The sequence below is a fragment of the Stenotrophomonas sp. YJH_SMC_80 genome, assembly GCF_059372495.1.
Window position 1 is genome coordinate 151,760 of sequence record NZ_JCAFVP010000008.1, and the last position, 21,082, is coordinate 172,841.

21 protein-coding genes are annotated in these 21,082 nt (G+C 67.5%); 9 read left to right on the forward strand and 12 right to left on the reverse strand.

Features of this window, described 5'->3' with window-relative positions; all coding sequences use genetic code 11:
- Positions 1–36 precede the first annotated feature (36 nt).
- From AC5P99_RS14465 to AC5P99_RS14475, 3 genes are read left to right on the forward strand one after another with little or no spacing between them, the layout of a single operon-like run.
- Positions 37–768, forward strand: coding sequence for a CoA transferase subunit A (locus AC5P99_RS14465; RefSeq protein ID WP_049402800.1), 732 nt, complete (start codon positions 37–39; stop codon positions 766–768).
- Between the two features lies 1 nt (position 769).
- A complete protein-coding gene (locus tag AC5P99_RS14470) occupies positions 770–1,402 on the forward strand; it encodes a CoA transferase subunit B (RefSeq protein WP_049402799.1) in 633 nt (210 codons plus the stop codon).
- A 47-nt stretch (positions 1,403–1,449) separates the two neighbouring features.
- Positions 1,450–2,037: an alpha-ketoglutarate-dependent dioxygenase AlkB family protein gene (locus tag AC5P99_RS14475; protein WP_049450003.1), complete on the forward strand. Its 588-nt coding sequence runs from the start codon at positions 1,450–1,452 to the stop codon at positions 2,035–2,037.
- A 4-nt stretch (positions 2,038–2,041) separates the two neighbouring features.
- Here the strand turns inward: AC5P99_RS14475 and AC5P99_RS14480 are convergent, their stop codons facing one another.
- Genes AC5P99_RS14480 through AC5P99_RS14495 form a run of 4 tightly spaced genes read right to left on the reverse strand, consistent with a single transcriptional unit; the run spans position 2,042 to position 5,560 of the window.
- Positions 2,042–2,683, reverse strand: a complete 642-nt coding sequence (locus tag AC5P99_RS14480) for an ABC-type transport auxiliary lipoprotein family protein (RefSeq protein ID WP_005407999.1) — start codon at positions 2,681–2,683, stop codon at positions 2,042–2,044.
- The gene (locus AC5P99_RS14485; protein ID WP_005408000.1) at positions 2,680–3,606 is read right to left on the reverse strand and encodes an MlaD family protein; all 927 of its coding nucleotides are present in this window, start codon (positions 3,604–3,606) and stop codon (positions 2,680–2,682) included. The genes AC5P99_RS14480 and AC5P99_RS14485 overlap by 4 nt, the downstream gene beginning before the upstream one ends.
- Before the next feature lie 3 nt (positions 3,607–3,609).
- Positions 3,610–4,437 carry an ABC transporter ATP-binding protein gene (locus AC5P99_RS14490; RefSeq protein ID WP_005408001.1) on the reverse strand — a complete coding sequence of 276 codons (828 nt, stop codon included), beginning with the start codon at positions 4,435–4,437 and terminating at the stop codon, positions 3,610–3,612.
- Between the two features lies 1 nt (position 4,438).
- Complete coding sequence (locus AC5P99_RS14495) at positions 4,439–5,560, reverse strand: ABC transporter permease (protein WP_005408002.1); 1,122 nt, start codon at positions 5,558–5,560, stop codon at positions 4,439–4,441.
- Between the two features lie 93 nt (positions 5,561–5,653).
- Between AC5P99_RS14495 and AC5P99_RS14500 the strand changes: the two genes are divergently transcribed.
- Entirely contained in the window at positions 5,654–6,913 is a 1,260-nt protein-coding gene (locus tag AC5P99_RS14500; protein ID WP_005408003.1) for a threonine/serine exporter family protein, read from the forward strand.
- A gap of 80 nt (positions 6,914–6,993) precedes the next feature.
- Here the strand turns inward: AC5P99_RS14500 and AC5P99_RS14505 are convergent, their stop codons facing one another.
- The 3 genes from AC5P99_RS14505 to AC5P99_RS14515 all read right to left on the reverse strand — a co-directional run bounded on the left by AC5P99_RS14505 (position 6,994) and on the right by AC5P99_RS14515 (position 10,253).
- Positions 6,994–7,377 carry an H-NS histone family protein gene (locus AC5P99_RS14505; protein ID WP_005408004.1) on the reverse strand — a complete coding sequence of 128 codons (384 nt, stop codon included), beginning with the start codon at positions 7,375–7,377 and terminating at the stop codon, positions 6,994–6,996.
- 224 nt (positions 7,378–7,601) lie between these two features.
- Complete coding sequence (locus AC5P99_RS14510; RefSeq protein WP_088436266.1) at positions 7,602–9,305, reverse strand: proline--tRNA ligase; 1,704 nt, start codon at positions 9,303–9,305, stop codon at positions 7,602–7,604.
- 573 nt (positions 9,306–9,878) lie between these two features.
- Entirely contained in the window at positions 9,879–10,253 is a 375-nt protein-coding gene (locus tag AC5P99_RS14515; protein ID WP_005408006.1) for a DUF4124 domain-containing protein, read from the reverse strand.
- 80 nt (positions 10,254–10,333) lie between these two features.
- Here AC5P99_RS14515 and pssA point away from each other — a divergent pair, with 80 nt between their 5' ends.
- Genes pssA through rimI form a run of 3 tightly spaced genes read left to right on the forward strand, consistent with a single transcriptional unit; the run spans position 10,334 to position 12,110 of the window.
- Positions 10,334–11,110, forward strand: coding sequence for a CDP-diacylglycerol--serine O-phosphatidyltransferase (pssA, locus tag AC5P99_RS14520; protein WP_005408007.1), 777 nt, complete (start codon positions 10,334–10,336; stop codon positions 11,108–11,110).
- On the forward strand, positions 11,107–11,616 hold the full coding sequence (locus tag AC5P99_RS14525) for a hypothetical protein (RefSeq protein ID WP_088437029.1): 510 nt from the start codon (positions 11,107–11,109) through the stop codon (positions 11,614–11,616). Before pssA ends, AC5P99_RS14525 begins: the two co-directional genes overlap by 4 nt.
- The gene (gene rimI, locus AC5P99_RS14530; protein ID WP_032964690.1) at positions 11,613–12,110 is read left to right on the forward strand and encodes a ribosomal protein S18-alanine N-acetyltransferase; all 498 of its coding nucleotides are present in this window, start codon (positions 11,613–11,615) and stop codon (positions 12,108–12,110) included. Before AC5P99_RS14525 ends, rimI begins: the two co-directional genes overlap by 4 nt.
- A 104-nt stretch (positions 12,111–12,214) precedes the next feature.
- Here the strand turns inward: rimI and AC5P99_RS14535 are convergent, their stop codons facing one another.
- The 4 genes from AC5P99_RS14535 to AC5P99_RS14550 all read right to left on the reverse strand — a co-directional run bounded on the left by AC5P99_RS14535 (position 12,215) and on the right by AC5P99_RS14550 (position 18,074).
- Complete coding sequence (locus tag AC5P99_RS14535; RefSeq protein WP_088437028.1) at positions 12,215–13,036, reverse strand: EamA family transporter; 822 nt, start codon at positions 13,034–13,036, stop codon at positions 12,215–12,217.
- A gap of 150 nt (positions 13,037–13,186) precedes the next feature.
- Positions 13,187–16,015, reverse strand: a complete 2,829-nt coding sequence (locus tag AC5P99_RS14540) for a valine--tRNA ligase (protein ID WP_043033867.1) — start codon at positions 16,013–16,015, stop codon at positions 13,187–13,189.
- 72 nt (positions 16,016–16,087) lie between these two features.
- Positions 16,088–16,513, reverse strand: coding sequence for a DNA polymerase III subunit chi (locus AC5P99_RS14545; RefSeq protein ID WP_005408012.1), 426 nt, complete (start codon positions 16,511–16,513; stop codon positions 16,088–16,090).
- An 82-nt stretch (positions 16,514–16,595) separates the two neighbouring features.
- Positions 16,596–18,074, reverse strand: coding sequence for a leucyl aminopeptidase (locus AC5P99_RS14550; RefSeq protein WP_049450010.1), 1,479 nt, complete (start codon positions 18,072–18,074; stop codon positions 16,596–16,598).
- Positions 18,075–18,178: 104 nt separating this feature from the next.
- Between AC5P99_RS14550 and lptF the strand changes: the two genes are divergently transcribed.
- Positions 18,179–19,261, forward strand: coding sequence for an LPS export ABC transporter permease LptF (gene lptF, locus AC5P99_RS14555; protein WP_005408014.1), 1,083 nt, complete (start codon positions 18,179–18,181; stop codon positions 19,259–19,261).
- Complete coding sequence (gene lptG, locus AC5P99_RS14560) at positions 19,258–20,364, forward strand: LPS export ABC transporter permease LptG (RefSeq protein ID WP_329753918.1); 1,107 nt, start codon at positions 19,258–19,260, stop codon at positions 20,362–20,364. Before lptF ends, lptG begins: the two co-directional genes overlap by 4 nt.
- 189 nt (positions 20,365–20,553) lie before the next feature.
- On the opposite strand, the gene AC5P99_RS14565 is transcribed toward lptG, so the two are convergent.
- Positions 20,554–21,045 (reverse strand): RDD family protein, encoded by a 492-nt coding sequence (locus AC5P99_RS14565; RefSeq protein WP_033834373.1) that lies wholly within the window; start codon positions 21,043–21,045, stop codon positions 20,554–20,556.
- Positions 21,046–21,082: the final 37 nt, after the last annotated feature.

Sequence of the window (21,082 nt, forward strand, 5' to 3'; positions counted from 1 at the left end):
AATGCGGTCATCCTCAACGTGCAGGGTAGTACAGCAATGCAGCAATCGACTTCCACCGGCAAGCGCAGCAAGCGCTTCGCCAGTGCGGCGGAGGCCCTGCAAGGGGTGGTCGCCGATGGCCAGACGCTGGCCGTGGGCGGCTTCGGCCTGTGTGGCATTCCCGAGGCATTGATCGCCGCGCTGCGCGACAGTGGTGCCAAGGGCCTGACCGTGATCTCCAACAATGCCGGCGTTGATGGTTTCGGCCTCGGCCAACTGCTGGAAACCCGGCAGATCAAGAAGATGATTTCGTCCTACGTGGGTGAGAACAAGGAGTTCGAGCGGCAGTTCCTGGCCGGCGAGCTCGAGCTGGAATTCAACCCGCAAGGCACCCTGGCCGAGCGCCTGCGTGCCGGCGGTGCGGGCATCCCGGCGTTCTTCACCGCCACCGGCTACGGCACCGTGGTGGCCGAGGGCAAGGAAACCCGCGAGTTCGACGGCAAGCACTACGTGATGGAAACCGCGCTGCGGGCCGACGTGGCGCTGGTCAAGGCGTGGAAGGCCGACGAGGCCGGCAACCTGGTGTTCCGCAAGACCGCTCGGAATTTCAACCCGGCCTGTGCGATGGCCGGCAAGGTCTGCATCGCCGAGGTCGAGGAGATCGTGCCGGTTGGCGCCATCGATCCGGACCAGGTGCACCTGCCGGGCATCTACGTGCACCGCATCGTGCACAACGCGCATCCTGAAAAACGCATCGAACAGCGCACCATCCGCGCGGAGGGCAACTGACATGGCGTGGACCCGTGACGAGATGGCGGCACGCGCCGCCCGCGAACTGACCGATGGTGCGTACGTGAACCTGGGCATCGGCCTGCCGACACTGGTCGCCAACCACATCCCTGAAGGCGTGGACGTGTGGCTGCAGTCGGAGAACGGTCTGCTCGGTATCGGCCCGTTCCCGACCGACGCGGAAGTGGACGCCGACCTGATCAATGCCGGCAAGCAGACCGTGACCGCACGCGCCGGTGCCAGCTATTTCGGCAGCCACGACAGCTTCGCGATGATCCGCGGCGGCCACGTCAACCTGGCCATCCTCGGTGCCATGCAGGTCACCGACAAGGGCGACCTGGCCAACTGGATGGTGCCCGGCAAGATGGTCAAGGGCATGGGCGGCGCGATGGACCTGGTGGCCGGGGTGCAGCGCGTGGTGGTGCTGATGGAGCACACCGCCAAGAACGGCGAGCACAAGATCCTGGCCGAATGCACGCTGCCGCTGACCGGCGTCGGCGTGGTCGACCGCATCATCACCGACCTGGCCGTGTTCGACGTCACCGATGCTGGTCTGGTGCTGGTGGAAGCGGCGCCGGGTGTGGGCGACGATGAGCTGAAGGAGAAGACCGGCGTGGCGTTTGCGCGCAGCTGACGTTCCGGGGCGGCCTTCGGTCGCCCCCCCTTTCCCTTGGGGCGCCCATGCTGTTCCCCCACGACCTTCCCGATGCCGACGTCCGCCACCTCCCGGCCTGGCTGTCTCCCGCCGAGGCCGATGCCTTGCAGCGCGATCTGCAAGCCGGCGTGCCGTGGGAGGTGCATCGCATCCGCATGTTCGGCAGCTGGGTGGATTCGCCACGGTTGAGCTGCTGGATAGGTGATCCGCAGGCGCGCTATCTCTACTCGGGGGCAGAATTCGTGCCGCACCCGTGGCCGCCGTCCCTGCAGGGCATGCGCGAGCGCCTGCAGGACGATGGCTTCGGCCGCTTCAACAGCGTGCTGCTGAACCGCTATCGCAGCGGCGGCGACTATATGGGCTGGCACAGCGATGACGAACCCGAACTGGGCCCGGCCCCGGTGATCGCCTCGCTGAGCTTGGGCGCGGCACGGCGTTTCCTGCTACGCCGGCGTGATGATCCGGCGCAGAAGACCGAGTACCTGCTCGGCCATGGCGACCTGCTGGTAATGGCCGGGCAGACCCAGCGTTATTACCAGCACGCGTTGCCGAAGATGGCGCGCGTGCAGGGCGAGCGGATCAACCTGACGTTCCGCTGGATTGCGCCGCGCTGATCGATCAGCGCGTGACGGTCGGCTGGTCGGCCTGCCCGCTCACCAGCGTCCAGCCCACCACGTCCTGCGCCAGCTGCTGCAGGCCACGTTCGAAGGCGGCGGTGACGGCCGGCACGTCGGTACTGCCGACCGGCTGTGCCTGGCGGAAGGTACGGTCGGCGACCACGCGCTGGTCGGCGACGTGGATCAGTTTGGCGTTGACCTCAATCACCACCGTCGGCGTGGCCTGGCCTTGGTAGTCCGACTCGAAGCGGCGCACGTCGGTGGAAAGCTTGTAGTCGGCGCGGATGCCGGCGGTGCTGCGGGCGACGCCGTGGATGCGTCCGGAATCCTCAAAGCCGCGCAGCAGGGTGTCCTCGATCATGTCGGTGGCCGGCTGGGCCCAGCTGGCGCCCTTGTAGATCTCCAGCTGCGACGGGGTCGGCCGCACGTTGATGCGCGGGCTGTCGACCATGCGTGCGGCGCTGGGCTTGGCCAGTACCAGCTGCCAGCTGGCCTGCGGCCACGCCGGATCGGCCTTCACCTGCACGGCGGGCGAGTACAGCGTCACTGCAGTTTTCTCGCTGCTGCCAAGGATGGAGCAGCCGCCCAGCAGGGTGACCAGCGAAGCGGCCAGCAGCAGGCGCGGAAGGGGCATCGGGCTCATTTGGGTTCGAACTCCTTCGGTGCGTCGCGGCCCAGCAGGTAGCGCGCGGGGTTGTTCTCGAGGCGGTCGCTGACCCGGCGCAGATCGCGGATCAGGCCACGCAGTTCGGTCAGCGTCGGGCCCAGCTGGCCGAGGCCATCATTGGCGAAGCTGTTGATCGCGGCGCGGTTCTCGCCAAGGATCGAATCGGCGTTGCCGGCGGCCGAGTCGAGCTTGGCCAGGGTGCCGTCGAGCTTGTCGATGATGCCCGGCAGCTGCTGCACCAGGTTCCTGTCCAGGCGCTCGATGGTGCCGTTGGTGGTCTTCAGCGTGGTGTCCAGGCTGCGGGCGGCATCGCGCGCGCTGAGCAGCAGCGCCTGCGTGCCCTGGTCACGGTCGGCCAAGCCGCCGCTGATCGTCTCCAGGTTGGCCAGCGTCGCGTTGATCGAAGCCACGTTGCGATCGCTGAGGATCTGGTCCATGCGCTCGACAATGCGATTGGCGACGTCGGTGATGTTCTGCAGCGCCGACGGCGTGGTCGGGATGATCGGGGCCGGGTCCTTGTTGACCGTGGTCAGCGCCGGCGACTGCGGCGTGCCGCCGCTGAGCTGGATGATCGACGGGCCGGTCAGGCTGGTGATCGCCAGCTTGGCACGGGTATCGGTCTTGACCGGGGTGGTCGAGTTCAGGCGGATGCGTGCGACCACCTGGCGCGGGTCGTCCGGCACCAGGTTCAGTTCGATGATCGAACCGACCGCGATGCCGTTGTACTGCACCGGGCTGCCCACCGACAGGCCGGTCACCGCCTCGCGGAACACCACGCGGTATTCCTGCCAGGTGCGGTCGGAGGAGTACTTGGCCGCCCACAGGCCGAAGGCCAGCAGGGCCAGGCCGGTGATCAGGGTGAACGCGCCGATCAGCACGTAGTTGGCTTTGGTTTCCATGGCTCAGGCACTCTCGATCTGTTCGCCGCGCGCGGCACGCGCACGCGGTCCGTGGAAGTATTCCTGGATCCACGGATGATCCAGTTTCTCGATGTCCGGCAGTGGCGCGTTGGCCACCACTTTGCGGTCGGCGATCACCGCCACCCGGTCGCAGATGGCGTACAGCGTGTCCAGGTCGTGGGTGATCAGGAACACGGTCAGCCCAAGCGCCTCCTGCAGGGTCTTGATCAGGCGGTCGAACGCGGCCGCACCGATCGGGTCGAGGCCTGCGGTCGGTTCATCCAGGAACAGCAGCGGCGGGTCCAGCGCCAGCGCGCGGGCCAGGCCGGCGCGCTTGCGCATGCCGCCGGACAACTGCGATGGCAGCTTGTTGATCGCATCGGCGGGAAGGCCGGCCAGCTTCACCTTCAGCAGCGCCAGCTCGTAGTGCCAGCGCTCGGGCAATTCGCGGTGGTGTTCCTTCAAAGGCACCTGCACGTTCTCGCCCACGGTCAGTGAAGAGAAGAGGGCGCCGTCCTGGAACAGCACGCCGGTATTGCGTTCGATGTGCAGGCGGCTCTCGGCGTCGTCGGCACGCGCATCGCGGCCCAGCACCTCGATCTGGCCGGCGTCGGGCGTGCGCAGGCCCAGGATCGAGCGCATCAGCACCGACTTGCCGGTGCCCGAGCCACCCACGACGCCCAGGATCTCGCCGCGGCGCACGTCCAGGTCCAGGTCTTCATGCACGGTCTGGCTGCCGAAGCGGTTGACCAGCCCACGCACGCGGATGGCCAGGTCGTGGCCGTCGCCGTCCTGCATGGGTATTTCTTCGGGAGTCGGATGCGTGCTCATGTCACCAGTCCATGTGCATGAACCACAACGCCGCGAAGGCGTCGATGATGATCACCAGCGAGATCGTCTGCACCACGCTGGAGGTGGTGCGTTCACCGACCGACTGCGCCGTGCCTTCCACCTTCAGCCCTTCCAGGCAGCCGATCAGGCCGATCACCAGCGCAAACACCGGCGCCTTCGACAGGCCGACCAGCATGTGCCGCACTTCCATCGTCTCGTGCATGCGCGCGATGTACATCTGCGGCGGGATGTCGAGGTCGAACGCGCCGACAGTGATGCCGCCGGCCAGGCCCGCGATCATCGCGATGAAGGTCAGCAGGGGCAGGGTGACCAGCAGCGCCAGCAGGCGTGGCAGCACCAGCAGGTCGATCGGATCCAGACCCAGCGTGCGCATCGCGTCGATTTCCTCGCGCGCCTTCATCGCGCCGATCTGCGCGGTGAACGCACTGGCGGTGCGGCCGGCCAGCACGATCGCGGTCAGCAGTACCGCGAACTCGCGCAGGAAGGCGATGTTGACCAGCTCGACCACGTAGATCTCGGCGCCGAAGTCGCGCAGGATGGTCGAGCCGAGGAAGGCGATCACCGCGCCGACCAGGTACGACAGCAGCGCTACCAGCGGTACTGCGTCCAGCCCGACCTGCTCCATCTGGTGGACGGTGGCGGTCAGGCGGAAACGGCGGGGCTCCTTGACCAGGCGTGCTGCCTTGACCAGGTTCTCGCCGAGGAAACTGCACAGCGCCTTGATGTTGTGGCCAGTGGCATGGACGCTGACACCGAGCCGTTCCAGCGCCGCCAGCACGCCGAAATCGCGCTTGGGCCGGGGCCGGTCGTCGGCCACTTCCTCGATGGTGCAGACCAGCGCCTGGTGGTCCGGCCGGAACTGCAACGCGTCCTCGCCAAGGTCGGCGCGATGCGCTACGCGCAGTACCTGCAGCACGCCGGCCGAATCCATCTTCTCGATGCCGGTGGCGTCGATGCCGGTCAGCGTGTCGGGAACGCCGCGCAGGACTTCGGCCGCGGCCAGCGCGGTCTTCAAGGTCCAGGTGCCGGACAGGCGGATCAGGCCCGGGTCATGGGCATCCTGTTCGAGCTGGGGGGCGTGGTTCGGGGTCACTTGGGCCATTCGGGTCGCAGCATAACCGTTCTGTCTGGGGCATCGCGTCGAACCCGGATGAATTTATCCAGTGCGGCCCGGCAGTAGGTAATACTACGGCGCATGTCCGCAGACGCTCACACGATCCCCACGCCCCAGGCCACCTACGCGCAGCGCGTGGCCTTTGTTTCCGAGATCGCCGGACGCCTGCACAGCTACGGCACCACGGCCCAGCGCCTGGAAACGGCGGTGGTGGCACTGGCCCGCCAGCTCGATCTGGATTGTGAACCGTGGTCGAATCCCACCGGTATCATCCTCAGTTTCAGCGACCCGGCACAGGCGATCGGCTCCAGCGACATCACCCGCGTGATCCGCCTGGCACCCGGCGAGAACGACCTGCACAAGCTCAGCGTCGCCGACCATATCGCCGAGGAAGTGGCCAACGGGCGGATGAGCATTGCCCAGGGCCACACCGCGCTGCGCCAGCTGGACAAGGATCCGGGCCGGCGCGGCAAGCTGCGCACCATTCTTTCATTCACCCTCGGCGCGGCCGGCGTGGCTGGCATGTGGAAGCTGCCGTGGCTGGACATCGCCACCGCCGGTGTCATCGGGCTGATGATCGGCCTGCTCGGCATGGTCACCGACCGTCGCCCGGCCACCCGCGAAGCGGCCGAGGCGCTGGCGGCGCTGCTGGCCGGCATGGTCGCAACCCTGGTTGCGTCCTTCGTCGGCGCACTCAACCTCAACACGGTGATCATCGCCTCGCTGGTGGTGTTGCTGCCCGGCATGTCGCTTACCAATGCGGTCAATGAACTCGCCAGCCAGCATTGGGTCTCCGGTACTGCGCGCTTTGCCGGCGCGTTGACCACCATCATGAAGCTCAGCGTGGGCGCGATGATCGCGGTGACCCTGGCCGATGTACTCGGCCTGGACCCGGTGATCCGCGCCACGCGGCCGCAGGGGCCGTGGGTGGAGTGGGGTTCGCTGCTGACCGCGGCATTCGCCTTCGCGATGCTGTTCAAGGCCAACCGGCGCGATTACCCGTGGGTGATCGCAGCCTCGGTGGCGGGTTACGCGATCTCCAAGTTCGGCGGCCATGCCTGGGGCGCGCCGGCCGGCATCTTCCTGTCAGCGATGCTGCTGACCGCCGGTGGCAATCTGTTCGGCCGCCTCGTTGGCCGCCCAGGAGCGATCATCCGCCTGCCCGGCATCATCATGATGGTGCCCGGCAGCACCAGCCTGCGCGGCGTGCTGACCCTGGTCCAGCAGCAGGACGTTGGCGCGGGCCAAAGCGTGTTCCTCACCGTGCTCAACGTGGTGATGGCGCTGGTGGCCGGCCTGCTGTTCGGCAACCTGCTGATGCCGGCGCGCAAAACCCTGTAGGTGTGGACCGTTGGCCCGCACACCGAAGAATGAAAAACGCCGGCTTCCGCCGGCGTTTTTCATTGCATCCCGATCCGGCCTCAGGCCTTCTTGATCAGGAAATCTTCCGGCTTCTTGTTGCCCTTGGCGGTCAGCTCGGCCATCCAACGCGGCTGCTTGCCACGACCGGTCCAGGTTTCCTTGGGGTTGGCCGGGTTGCGGTACTTCGGGGCAACCTTGCCCAGCTTGCGGCCGGCGGTCTTGGACGGTGCCTTGGCTGCCGGGGCGGCTTTGCGCGCGCGCGGTGCCGGGGCGCCGCCGAACAGTTCTTCGATGGTGTAACCCTCGGTCTTGGCCAGCTTGGTCAGCTGGGCCCGGACCTTGGTGATTGGCCGGCGCTTGGCGACGATGGTCTGCTGCTTCTTGGCGGTACGGATCAGGGCGCCCAGCTCGCGTGCCGACAGGCCGGTCAGGTCAATGCTCATTTACGGTTACTCCGGAAACTAAAATGTGGACGGGACGAGCCAGTCCATGGCGTCGCGGGACAGAATAAAGATGAATTAATCACAGCACAAATGCAGGCGGGTCATGGCCTGGCAGCATCCCGGCTGCATTGCGTCGATTTTGACCGGATTATGTCCGCTGCAATATTGCTCAACTGGGCGACAGGCAAAAAAAAAGACCGGGGCGTGCCCCGGTCTTCTCCTGATCAGCCCTGCAGTCGCTGCAGCAGGGTGGCCTTGTCCAGGCTTTCCGCTTCGCTGGCGCGGCGCGAGCGGTACTCGTAGGTACCGGCGGCCAGGCCGCGCTCGCTCACCACCACGCGGTGCGGGATGCCGATCAGTTCCATGTCGGCGAACATCGCACCCGGGCGCAGGCCACGGTCGTCCAGCGCGGCATCGAGGCCGGCGTCGCGGAGTTCCTGCAGCAGGCTGGCAGCAGCATCGGCCACGGCGGCGTCGCCCTTCGGGTTGATCACGCACACCACCACCTGCCATGGCGCCATCGCGTCCGGCCAGATGATGCCGGCATCGTCATGGTTCTGTTCGATCGCGGCAGCCACCACGCGCGAGATACCGATGCCGTAGCAGCCCATCGCCATCACCGCCGCCTTGCCGTTCTCGTCCAGCACGGTGGCATCCAGCGCTTCGGCATATTTGCGGCCGAGCTGGAACACATGGCCGACTTCGATGCCACGGGCGATCTTCAGTTCGCCACCGTCCAGCGCGCGGTCACCGGCACGCACGTTGCGGATGTCGGCCACTTCCGGTTCCGGAAGGTCGCGGCCCCAGTTGACCCCGGCCAGGTGGAAACCGACTTCGTTGGCGCCGACGACGAAGTCGGACATCGCGGCCACTTCGCGGTCGGCGACCACGCGGATGGCCTTGGCCGGGGCGACCGGGCCGAGGAAGCCCGGCACGCTGCCCAGGTACTCGGCGATTTCAGCCTCGCTGGCAAAGCGCTGTTCGTCCAGGCCGGCAACCTTGGCCAGCTTGATTTCGTTGACCTCATGGTCGCCGCGCACCAGCACCAGCACGAACTGCTGTGCTTCGCCTTCACCGGCGATCAGCGCCACCGACTTCACCGTGCGCTGCAGCGCGATGCCGAGCAGCGCCGCGACGTCCTCGCAGGTTTTCTGGGTAGGGGTGTCGACCTTGCGCATGGCTTCACTGGCAGCCGCGCGCGGTGCCGGATCGGCGGCGATCGCCGCTTCCATGTTCGCGGCGTAGTCCGAACCGGTGGAGAACACCAGCGCGTCCTCGCCGGAATCGGCGATGACGTGGAATTCCTGCGAGGCATCGCCACCGATCGCACCGGAGTCGGCCTGCACCATGCGGAAGTCCAGGCCGAGGCGGGTGAAGATGCGGCTGTAGGCCGACTTCATGTTCTCGTATTCGCGCACCAGGCACTCATCGTGCAGGTGGAACGAATAGGCATCCTTCATCAGGAATTCGCGCGAACGCATCACGCCGAAGCGCGGGCGGATCTCGTCGCGGAACTTGGTCTGTACCTGGTAGAAATTCACCGGCAGCTGCTTGTAGCTGGACAGCTCGCTGCGCGCGAAGTCGCAGGCGGCTTCTTCGGCGGTCGGGCTGTAGCAGAACACCTGGTCCTTGCGGTCCTTGATCTTCAGCAGCTGCGGGCCGAACTTCTGCCAGCGGCCGGTCTGCTCCCACAGTTCCTTCGGCTGGATGGTCGGGATCTGGAATTCCACGGCACCGGCGCGGTCCATTTCCTCGCGCACGATGCGTTCAACCTTGCGCAGCACGCGCAGGCCCAGCGGCGACCAGGTGTACAGGCCCGATGCCAGCTTGCGGATCATGCCCGCGCGCAGCATCAGCCGGTGGCTGGTGAGCTCGGCGTCGCTGGGGGTTTCCTTGGTGGTGTGCAGGTGGAACTGGGAGAGGCGCATCGTCGGCTTCGGATAACGGCAGAGACGCCTATTCTGCCAGCCCGGCCGGGGAGAGGGGTATCGGCAGGGCTGCGCCCTGCACCCGCCTCAAGCAACGTCAGCTGCAACAGCAACAGCAACAGCGCGCTTCCCGTGGGATGGCGGGGTGGGTCCGGTTGCGGGAGACGCCGTAAACCCATCCCTGGGGGCTTGGCCGCGGCATCCATGCCGCGGACACTCCCGCAACCGGACCCACCCCGCCATTGACAGGCCCCGCGATCTGTTGGACATGCGGATGGGGTCAGATCCGTTTTCCGCAGGAAAACGGATCTGACCCCGGATTCAATTCGGGATCTGACAGATTTCATCCACGCATGGCGTGGATCTACCACCGGCACCGGGAAACTGTCGAAGGCGGGGCGGTGTCGGATTGCGGGGTGTCCGCGGCATGGATGCCGCGGCCAAGCCCCCATGGACGGGTTTACGGCGTCCCCGCAATCCGACACCGCCCCGCCAAACACACAGAAAGCCCAGAGCCGGCTGTTGCCCTTGCTGTTGCCTCTGCGGGTGCAGGGCGCAGCCCTGCCGATACCCTCACTCCGCCGGGCAGTACGCCTTGATGGCCGCTTCAGCCAATCCCTTCTGCGCGCTGCGCTGTTCCGCGGTCAACGCGGTATCGGCCTTCCCGTCGCCATTGGTGTCCTGCATCACCTGGCCGGAGCCTTCCAGCAGGGCCAGGTTGGCACGGGCGGTGCTGCACTGCTCCGGCACCGGCGCGGCCGGGGTCTCGGCGCTGGCCGCGGCCTGCGGGGTGCGGGCCTGTTCGCGGGTCTCGAACTTCTTGCCCGCCGGCGGGGTCTCCGAATACTGGGTCACGCCATGGGCGTCCTTCCATTTATAGACCGGGCCGGCCACGGCGTTGGCACTGGCCAACAGCAGCAGGCATCCAAGGCAGGACAGGGCACGCATGGCAAACTCCGCAGAATGGGCGTAGAACGCCGATTGCAGCATTGGCGCCGAGCACTGGCAAGTCGATTAAACTGGATTCCATGGACCCGATCACACCGCCGCCGCGTTCGCGCACGATTTACCTGCTGCCCAACCTGTTCACCACCGCCGGCCTGTTCGCCGGCTTCTACGCGATCATCGCCGCGGCCAACGGGGATTTCGTCAATGCCAGCATCGCCGTGTTCGTGGCGGCGGTGATGGATGGCCTGGACGGGCGCGTGGCGCGCCTGACCGGTACCAGCAGCGAGTTCGGCGTCCAGTACGACTCGCTGGCCGACCTGGTCAGCTTCGGCATGGCCCCGGCGCTGGTGATGTACCACTGGTCCCTGTCGTGGCTGAAGTTCGATGACCCGCTGCTCGGCCGCGTCGGCTGGGCCGTGGCCTTCCTGTATGCCGCCTGCGCGGCGCTGCGCCTGGCCCGCTTCAACACCCAGGTCGCGGTGGTCGACAAGCGCTGGTTCGTCGGCCTGGCCAGCCCGGCCGCGGCCGGGCTGATGATGTCCTTCGTCTGGGCCTTCGCCGATGGCAACCTGGGCTGGGACGGCAACCAGCTGCGCTACGTGGCGCTGGCGGTGACGATCGTCGCGGCGCTGTTGATGGTCAGCCGTATCCGCTTCTGGAGCTTCAAGGGTGGCGGCGCCAAGGGCACCCGTTCCGACCGCGTGCCGTTCCTGGTGCTGGCCCTGGTGCCGGTCGCCATCGCCATCGCGGTCATTGATCTGCCGCGCGTGCTGTTCGCGGTCGGCATCCTGTACGCCTTGTCCGGCCCGGTGATGTGGGCCGTGCAGCGCCTGCGCAAGAAGCCCGAGGCCGCGTGAGCCAGGAACTGCCCGTGCTGTGGTCACCGGCCCAGCAGGCCTGGCTGCAGGCCATGGGCTACACCGTCTATCACGACGGTCAGTTGGCCGCGGAGCTGGATGCCGCGCTGCAGTTGAGCGTGGCCGAAGCCGATGCGGCTGCCGCGCCAGCGGTGGAGCAGGTGCGGGCACCAATCGCACCCGCGCGCGAGCCTCCGGTTGAAGCCACACCGGGTTCCCGCCAGGAACGCCCGGCACCTACGCGTCGCGAGACCCCCGTCACCGCACCGGACACCGCGCCCGCCGCTGCCCGCCCGCTGCCGGGTGGCAATGCGCGGCAGCCGGTGGTGCGGCTCCCGGATCGCCTGCAGATCGCATTGCTGCGTGCCTCCGGCTGTAATCCCAACGACCCTGCCACGCAGGCGCTGATGGACAGCTGGCCGCTGGACCAGCTGCGTCAGGACCCGGCCGCCAAGCGCGCGTTGTGGCCGCAGCTGCGCGCCCTGCGCAAGCGGGGCGCACCATGAGTGCGGTCAGCCAGCCCGGCCCGGTCAGCCTGCGCGCATTGCGCGAGAGCGACCTCAATGCGGTGATGGCGATTGAAGTGCGTGGGTATCCGTTCCCATGGACCCGCGGCATCTTCGTTGATTGCCTGCGTGCCGGTTATCCCGGCCTGGCGATGGAGCGCGATGGCCAGCTGATCGGCTACGGCGTGCTCAGTATTGCCGCCGATGAGGCACATGTATTGAACATCTGCATCGATCCGCTGGCGCAGTCGCGTGGGCTGGGTCGCCAACTGCTGCGCGCACTGGTGCAGCTGGCAGGCAACCGCGGTGCGCAGCGTGTGTTCCTGGAAGTGCGTCCGTCCAACACGCCGGCGCTGGCGCTGTACCACAGCGAAGGCTTCAACGAGATCGGCCGTCGTCCGCGCTACTATCCGGCCGCACAGGGACGCGAAGACGCGGTGGTGATGGCGATCGAACTGGTCGACGGCGACCTGCAGACGATGCCGCCGCTGTAGTGGAGAAGGGTTGCCGGCCAGCGGCCGGCACTACCGGTGGATCTCCGCTGTCATCGACACATCACCTGCCGTGGTAGGTGCCAACCTTGGTTGGCACGCTTTTCTCACGCCAGCCGCAGTGCCAACACACCGCCGACGATCAGCGCCGCCGCCAGCCAGCGCGCACGCGGAATCCGCTCGCGCAGCACGAACACCGAGATCAGCAACGCGAAAAGGATCGACGATTCACGCAGCGCCGAGACCATCGCCACCGGCGCCTGGGTCATGGCCCACAACGCCATCGCGTAGGACGCCGTGGTGCCGACGCCACCGGCCAGTCCCAGCGGCAAGTGCTGGCGCGCATAGTCCAGCACTGCGCCGCCGCGGGTGTACAACGCCCACAGGGGTAGTGGGATGCCTGACAGCAGGAACAGCCACAGCGTATAGCTGAGCGCACTACCGGACTGGCGCGCGCCCTGCGCATCGACCAGGGTGTAGGTAGCGATCATCGCCGCGGTCAGCAGCGGCAGCCGCAGCTGGCCGCCACGTGTGCCCAGTGCCATGCACAGGATGCCGCTGCTCACCAGCACCACGCCCAGCCACGCCGCCGGGGGCAGTTGCTCGCCCAGCAGGGTGCCGGCCAGCGCAACCAGGATCGGCGCGCTGCCACGCATCAGCGGATAGGCCAGGCTCATGTCGACCTGCTGGTAGCAGCGTGCCACCAGTCCGTAGTAGGTCACCTGCAGCAGCACGGATGCAGCCAGCCAGGGCCAGCTGTGCGCGGCCGGGAACGGCAGGAAGGGCAGGGCGGCCGCCGACAGCAGCGCGGCGCTGCCGGTGACCAGCACGGTGCCGAGGAACTTGTCCGGCCCGCGTTTGACGATCGCATTCCAGCTGGCATGCAGGGCCGCAGCCGCGAGGACCAGCAGGAAGATGGAAAGAGGCATCGGGCGATGATGCCATGCCGGGGAAATGTTCCGGGTTTGGTGGGTGCCAACCTTGGTTGGCACATCGCTCAGTGCGGACCAAGGTCCGCACCCACCAGACCGGGGCAGGGCAGGTGCCAACCCTGGTTGGCACGCACCAGAGCGCGGCGCTTACAGCTTCGCGCGCTGCTCGCGCAGGCCGGCCAGCTGGGTGTTCCAGTCGGCCAGTCGCACGCGCTCCTGCTCGACCACGGCCGGCGGCACCTTGTCGGTGAACTTGGCCAGCTTGGTCTCGCTCTTTTCCTTCTCCGCTTCGACGCGGGCGATTTCCTTGTCCAGTCGCACGCGCTCTGCATCGAGATCGACCAGGCCTTCCAGCGGCACCAGCAGCTTCAGCTCGCCCACGATCGCGGCGGCGGCCGGCGGTGCGCTTTCGCCTTCGGCCAGCCACTGGATGCTGTCCAGCTTCAGCAGGAACGACAGCGAGGCGCTGAAGCGTTCGATGCGCACGCGGTCCTGCTCCAGCCCGGCCTGCAGGCGCAGCGGCACCAGCTTGGACGGCGCGACGTTCAGCTCACTGCGCACGCGGCGCACGGCACTGATCACCGCCTTCAGCCATTCCACGTCGGCCTCGGCCTGGGCGAAATCGCCTTCAAACTCGGCGGCGGTCGGGTACGGGCGCAGCGACAGCGTGGTTTCGGCCAGGCCCAGGCGCGGGGCCAGCTGCTGCCACAGCTGTTCGGTGATGAACGGCGTGAGCGGGTGCAGCAGGCGCAGCAGCGCTTCCAGCACGTACAGCAGGGTGTGGCGGGTGCTTTCGGCGTCGGCGGCGTCTGCACCGTTCAGTGCCGGCTTGCTCAGTTCCAGGAACCAGTCGCAGAACGCGTTCCAGGCGAACTCGTACAGGCACTGCGCCAGCAGGTCGAAGCGGTAGGCGGCGAAATGGCCCTGCGCTTCGGCGGTGGTGGCGGCCAGGCGCGCGAGGATCCAGCGCTCGGCATCGGTACGCGGCCTGGGAACGCCGGTGAACGCCGCGCCCTCGGTGTTCATCAGCGCGAAGCGGCTGGCATTCCACAGCTTGTTGCAGAAGTTCTTGTAGCCCTCGGCGCGGTTCATGTCGAACTTGATGTCGCGGCCGTGGGTGGCCAGTGCCGCGATGGTGAAGCGCAGCGCATCGGCACCGTGGGCGGCGATGCCGTCCGGGAATTCCTTGCGGGTGGCCTTCTCGATCTTCTCCACCATCTTCGGCTGCATCAGGCCGCCGGTGCGCTTGGCGACCAGGTCGTCGATGGTGATGCCGTCGATGATGTCCAGCGGGTCGAGCACGTTGCCCTTGCTCTTGGACATCTTCTGGCCCTGCCCGTCACGGATCAGGCCGGTGAAGTAGACGTCCTTGAACGGGATCTTCCCGACCAGGTTGTCGGTGGCCATGATCATGCGCGCCACCCAGAAGAAGATGATGTCGAAGCCGGTGATCAGCACCGACGACGGCAGGTAGCGGTCGAAGCCGCGCTCGGCCATGACCTGCTCGTTGGGCCAGCCCAGGGTGGAGAACGGCCACAGCTGCGAGGAGAACCAGGTCTCCAGCACGTCGCTTTCCTGGTTCAGCACCACCTCGCTGCCCAGGTTGTGCTTCGCCCGCACTTCCTCTTCGCTGCGACCGACGTAGCAGCTGCCGGTGGCTTCGTCGAACCACGCCGGAATGCGGTGGCCCCACCACAGCTGGCGGCTGATGCACCAGTCCTGGATGTTGTTCATCCAGTGGCGGTAGGTGTTGATCCAGTTCGGCGGCACGAAGGAAATGCTTCCGTCCTCGACCAGTTCCAGGCCGCGCTTGGCCAGGTCGTCCATCTTCACGAACCACTGGTCGGTCAGGTACGGCTCGATCACCTGGCCGGTGCGGTCACCGCGCGGCACCTGCAGCTTGTGCGCCTTGGTCTCGACCAGGATGCCCAGGTCTTCCAGTTCGGCCAGCACGGCCTTGCGCGCGGCGTAGCGGTCCAGACCCTGGAAACGCTCCGGCGCGTTTTCGTTCAGCGCTGCCACCGGGGTAAACAGGTTGATCATCGGCAGGCTGTGGCGCACGCCCACTTCGTAGTCGTTGAAATCATGCGCTGGGGTGACCTTGACCACGCCGGTGCCGAACGCGCGGTCCACGTAGTCGTCGGCGATCACCGGCACGCGGCGGCCGGTCAGCGGCAGCACCACGCTCTTGCCGATCAGGTGCGCGTAGCGCTCGTCTTCCGGGTGCACCATCACCGCCGTATCGCCCAGCAGGGTTTCCGGGCGGGTGGTGGCGACCACCAGGTAGTCGCGGGTTTCGCGCAGGGTTTCCACGCCGTCGGCATCGCGCTCGACGTGTTCGTAGCTCAGGCCCTCATCCAGCGTGTAGGCGATCGACCACAGGAAGCCGTCTTCCTCGGCGCTCTCCACTTCCAGGTCGGAAATGGCGGTCTTCAGCACCGGGTCCCAGTTGACCAGGCGCTGGCCGCGGTAGATCAGGCCCTGCTCGTACCAGCGCACGAAGGCTTCGTTGACCGCCGCCGACGGCTGCGGGTCCATGGTGAAGGTGCTGCGCGACCAGTCGGCGGAGGTGCCGAGGCGGCGCATCTGGCGCTCGATGGTATCGCCGGACTGCTGCTTCCACTCCCAGACCTTGCCGATGAAGCCTTCGCGGCCCAGCGAATCACGGGTCTCACCCTTGCCTTCCAGCGCCAGGTTGCGGCTGACCACCATTTCGGTGGCGATGCCGGCGTGGTCGGTACCGACCTGCCACAGCGTGTCGTAGCCGCGCATGCGGTGGTAGCGCACCAGCGCGTCCATCAGGGTCTGCTGGAACGCATGGCCCATGTGCAGCGTGCCGGTCACATTCGGCGGCGGCAGCAGGATGGTGTACGGCTCGCCCTTGCCGGACGGCTTGAAGTGGCCGGCCTTCTCCCAGGCCTCGTAGAGGTCGGTCTCGAAGGACTTCGGGTCGTAGCTGGAGGCGAGTTGGGTCATGCGGGGGAACCAGGAGGTAATCGTTGAAGGATCAGGGCGCGGCGGCGGCCCATCAAGGGGGCCGGGGCGTGCTTACATGTCGTGCTTGTTCAGCTCGTAACCGGCGGCCTTGTACTGGCGCCAGCGTTCGCGCAGCGGTTCGCGCGCTTCCGGATCGGCCGGGACCACTTCCAGCACGCGTTCGCACTGGCCCAGCCAGGGTTCATCGCGCAGGTTGATCACCAGCGGGCGTGCCGGCGCGTCGGTGCCGGGTACGGCGATCAGCACCAGGGCCTCTTCCTCGTCCATGTCTTCGCCGGCGATCTGGTGCGGGATGTAGGCATCGTTGTCGAACGCCCACAGCAGCTCGTCCAGCTCCTCGGCCTGGGCCTGGTCGCGGGCCAGCACCAGGGTGAACAACCCGGCGTCGTTGGCCTTGCGCGCCAGTTCGCAGACCAGGCGCAGCGGCTCGGTCAGGAAGCGGGGCTTGGCGATCAGGTAGAAGTCGGCGCGGGGCATGGCAGGATCCGGGTCAGGCAGGGGCCCGGCGGTGCCGGGCGAGGCCCTGGCCAGCGGGGGCCGGCCAGGGTCGGGTACGGCATCAGGCGCGGGCGGCCTGGTCCAGCAGCCACTGGCTCAGCAGGCCGACCGGGCGGCCGGTGGCCATGCCACGCTTGCCTTCATCGCTGGCCACGCCGGCGATGTCCAGATGGGCCCAGCGCTGGCCTTCGGTGAAGCGCGACAGGAAGCAGCCCGCGGTGATCGCGCCGGCCCAGCGGCCGCCGATGTTGTAGACGTCGGCGAAGGTCGAATCCAGCATCGGCTGGTACTCGTCCCACAACGGCAGGCGCCAGGCGCGGTCGAACACATGCTCGCCGGCGGCCAGCAGTTCATTGGCCAGGTCGTCGTGCTTGCTCATCAGGCCGGCGGTCTGGTGGCCCAGGGCGACCATGCAGGCACCGGTCAGGGTGGCGACGTCGACCAGCGCGGCCGGTTCGAAGCGCTGCGCATAGGTCAGCGCATCGCACAGGATCAGGCGGCCTTCGGCGTCGGTGTTGCCCACTTCGATGGTCTTGCCCGACATCGAGGTGATCACGTCGGACGGGCGGTAGGCGTTGCCGTCGATGGCGTTTTCCACCGCCGGCACCACCACCACCAGGTTCAGCGGCAGCTTGGCCTTGACCGCGGCGACGAAGGTGCCGATGACGTTGGCGCCACCGCACATGTCGTACTTCATCTCTTCGATGCCGCCCTGGGTCTTCAGGTTGACGCCACCGGTATCGAAGGTGATGCCCTTGCCGACCAGCACGTACGGCTTGGCGTCGCCGCCGCCGGTCCACTTCAGCACCACCAGGCGCGGGCGGTTGGCCGAACCACGGGCCACGGCCAGCAGCGAACCCATGCCCAGCGCTTCCATCTGGTGCTCATCGAGAATCTCGGCCTCGGCACCGTCATGCTCACCGGCGAACTTCACGCCCACCTCGGCCAGGTAGGCCGGGGTGCAGTAGTTCGGCGGCAGGTTGCCCAGCTCGCGGGCGAACTCGACACCGGCGGCGATGGCCTGGCCCTGGGCCAGGGCCTGGGCGTCGTCACCGGCGATGGCCAGCTGGGCCAGGCCGGCGTCGTCGGCCTTCTTCTTGCCCAGAGTGGCGGTGTAGCGGTAGGCAGCGTGATCGGCGGCGATCACCGCCTGGCGGATCGCCCAGGCCGCGTCGCGGTCCTTGATGGCCACTTCGGACAGGGTGAACAGTGCGCTGCGGGTAGCGCCCGCCTTCAGCGCGCGCACCGCGTCGCCAACGGCCTTCAGGTACTGCGGCACACCGAAGCGGGCGGCGTCACCGAGACCGACCACCAGCACGCGCGGGGCGGACACGCCCGGCAGGTCGTGCAGCAGGGTGGTGGCGCCGGTCTTGCCGGACAGGTCGCCGCGCTGGGCCAGCGAGGCCAGGCGGCCGCCGCTGGCGGCGTCCAGGGCCTGTGCGGCGGGGGGCAGGGTATGGTCGGCATACGCGCCGACCACCAGGCAATCAACGGCGGCGGCGGCCGGAGCAACGTGGTTCAGGGTGAATTCGAGGGCCATTGAGCAGATTCCATTGGCGAGTCCGTACAATCGCAGGCCGTTTACGCCCAGACAGTAGACTGGGCGGCACCGCGAACGAACCCCAGAGTTTAAACCACCGCCCCATGCTGAAGCTCGACCGATACCTGCTGGGCGATTTCGTCCAGAGTTTCCTGGCTACCCTGATCGTCCTGCTGGTGGTCAGCGTGGGCGGCGTGCTGGTGGACATCCTCGGCAACATCGCCGACGGGCGCCTGCCGGCCAAGCTGCTGTTCTCCCAGCTGGGCCTGCAGTTCATCGCCTACCTGCCACTGATCCTGCCGCTGGCGTTGATGCTGGGCCTGCTGCTGGCGGTGGCCCGTCTCTACCGCGACTCGGAAATGGCCGTCATCACTGCCATTGGCGTGGGCCCCAAACGCCTGCTGCGGCCGCTGCTGATGCTGGTGGTGCCGGTAGTGGCGCTGGTCGGCGCCTGCTCCTTGTGGCTGGGCCCGTGGGCCGGCCGGGTGGCCGAGCAGATGATCATCGAGGCCAATCGAAGCGTGCTGATGGCGGGCCTGGAGCCGGGCCGCTTCACCCAGCTGCCCAATGGTGGCGTGGTTTACCTGTCCTCGATCTCGCCCGATGGTACCCAGCTGGGCCGGGTCTTCCTGCAGCGGCAGAAGGACGATCGCCTGGAAGTGGTGTCCGCCGCAGGGGGGCGCATGTTCTTCGAAGGCGCCCGCCAGCGCTTCCTGGAGCTGGATGATGGCCACCAGGTGGAAGGACCGGTGGCCGGGGGGCTGGATTACCGCCTGGCCACCTTCGCCCGCAACGATGTGGCCCTGCCCGACGGTGCGCAGACCCGTACCGGCGATGATCCGGAACTGATGCCGACCACGCAGCTGTTCGGCGATGACCGGCCCGAGGCGCAGGCACAGCTGCATCGCCGCCTTGCCCCGCCGTTGATCGCACTGGCGTTTGCGCTGCTGACCGTGCCGCTGGGCCGCAGCTCGCCGCGCCAGCAGCGCTACGGGCGGATGATGCTGGCGCTGATGGCCTACATGGTCGGCACCAACCTGATGTTCATCGGCAGTGGCTGGATCGCCAACGGCAAGATTCCGCCTGCGCTTGGCCTGTGGTGGCTGACCCTGCCGCTGCTGGCGCTGGCGATCTGGATGTATGCACGTGATGGCCGCCTGGGCCGCCCGAAGGGAGCCCGCGCATGAGACTGCGCCCGATGCGTTTCGACCTGTATCTCGGCCAGTCGGTGTTCACCACGGTGCTGCTGACCTGGGCCGTACTGGTGGGCCTGGACGTGGTGATGGCGTTTTCCGGCGAGTTCAAGGACATCGGCAAGAACGGCTACACCCTGGGGCATGCGGCCGCCTGGGTGCTGTATACGGTGCCACGCCGTGCCTACACCATGTTCCCCACGGCTGCGGTGATCGGTGCGCTGATGGGCCTGGGCCAGCTGGCCGCGACCTCCGAGCTGACCGCGCTGCGTGCGCTGGGCCTGTCGCGCAAGCGCCTGAGCGTATCGGTGGCCATCGCCCTGTCGTTGCTTACCGCAGTGATGGTGCTCAGCGCCGAGACGCTAGGCCCCTGGGGCCAGGACCGTGCCGATGCGCTGAAGTCCAGTGCCAAATGGGGGCGGGACATCTCCACCACCCGCTATTCCGGTTTGTGGGCGCGCGAGGGCGATACCTTCCTCAGCGCCGCCGGTGGCGAAGAGCAGCTGGTGGGCGACAAGGGCACGCGGCTGATCCTGCGTGACGTGCGCCTGTATCGCATCGCCGAGGATGGTCGGATCGTCTCGCTGACCCATGCGGACACGGCCGAGCATGACCGTGACGGCTGGGTGCTGACCGGCGTGCGCCGCGATACCTTCGGTGAACGTTCGGCCACGCGCGAGGAAGTGGCGCGCGAGCCATGGAACTCCAAGCTGGACGCCGGCGCGCTGGCCACCGGCATCGCCAAGCCGCGCAACCTCAGTGTGGCCGAGCTGCGTACCAGCATCGAATACCGCGAGCGCAACGGTCTGGACGCGCGCGACTACGAGGATGTGTACTGGAGCCGCTGGTTCTACCCGGTGAACGTGCTGGCGCTGTGCCTGGCGGCGGTGCCGTTCGCGTTCGGCTCGCTGCGCAGTGGTGGCATGGGCAAGCGCCTGTTCCTCGGCATCCTGTTCGCGCTGGGCTTCTGGCTGCTGCAACTGTTCTTCGGCCGCATGGCCGGCGCGTTGAAGTTCGATTACCGCATTGCCTATGCGTTGCCGCCGATCGTGATGCTGGCGATATCGGGATTGCTGTTCCGGCGCAAGTCGGGCTGATCCTCGTTGTTGTAGAGCCGAAGGTAGCGGCAGGAGCCGCTGCCAACGTCGCTGGCGACGGCCTGAAAGGTGCCGGCCAGGACGGCAGGCATAGCCCACGCTCGGCTGCTTTGCGCGCACCGCCCGCCAACCGAGCATCGGCTCGACTCTGCACAAGCGCCGCGCAGGATCGGATTGAAAGGTGATGCGTTACCGCTTCGGCATGCGCAGCAGGCGGGTGCCGCTGGCGCGGTCGTGCCAGGTCAGCCGCTGGCGGTCAGCCCATGCCCACCAGAATCCCAGGCCGCCCAGCAGCAGCGACAGCGTGCCCACCACGAAGCGCAGCCAAAGCTGCGTGCGTCGCAGGGGCGCGCCATCACTTGATTCCAGCTTCAAGCGCCACGGCCGCATGCCCAGCGTCTGCCCGCCGCGGCGCCAGCTGGCCGTGGCATACCACCCGGTGACCAGCCAGCACACCGCCCACAGCAGCCACTGCCAGGCGCTGAACGGTGCGATGTTCTCGCGCTGGGCGTGGCCGCTGAAGGTGTAGGCAAGGGTGAACAGGGTGCCGGCCAACATCCACAGCGCCAGCACCGGCAGCGCGTCGTAGACCATCGCCAGCACGCGCCACAGCAGCAATGCACGCGGGCGGGGCAGCTCGGTAGTGGCCGCAGGGGCCGTATCAATGGCGGGGCGGGACATGCGCCGAGCATACGCAATGCTGGCCGCATCCGCAGTG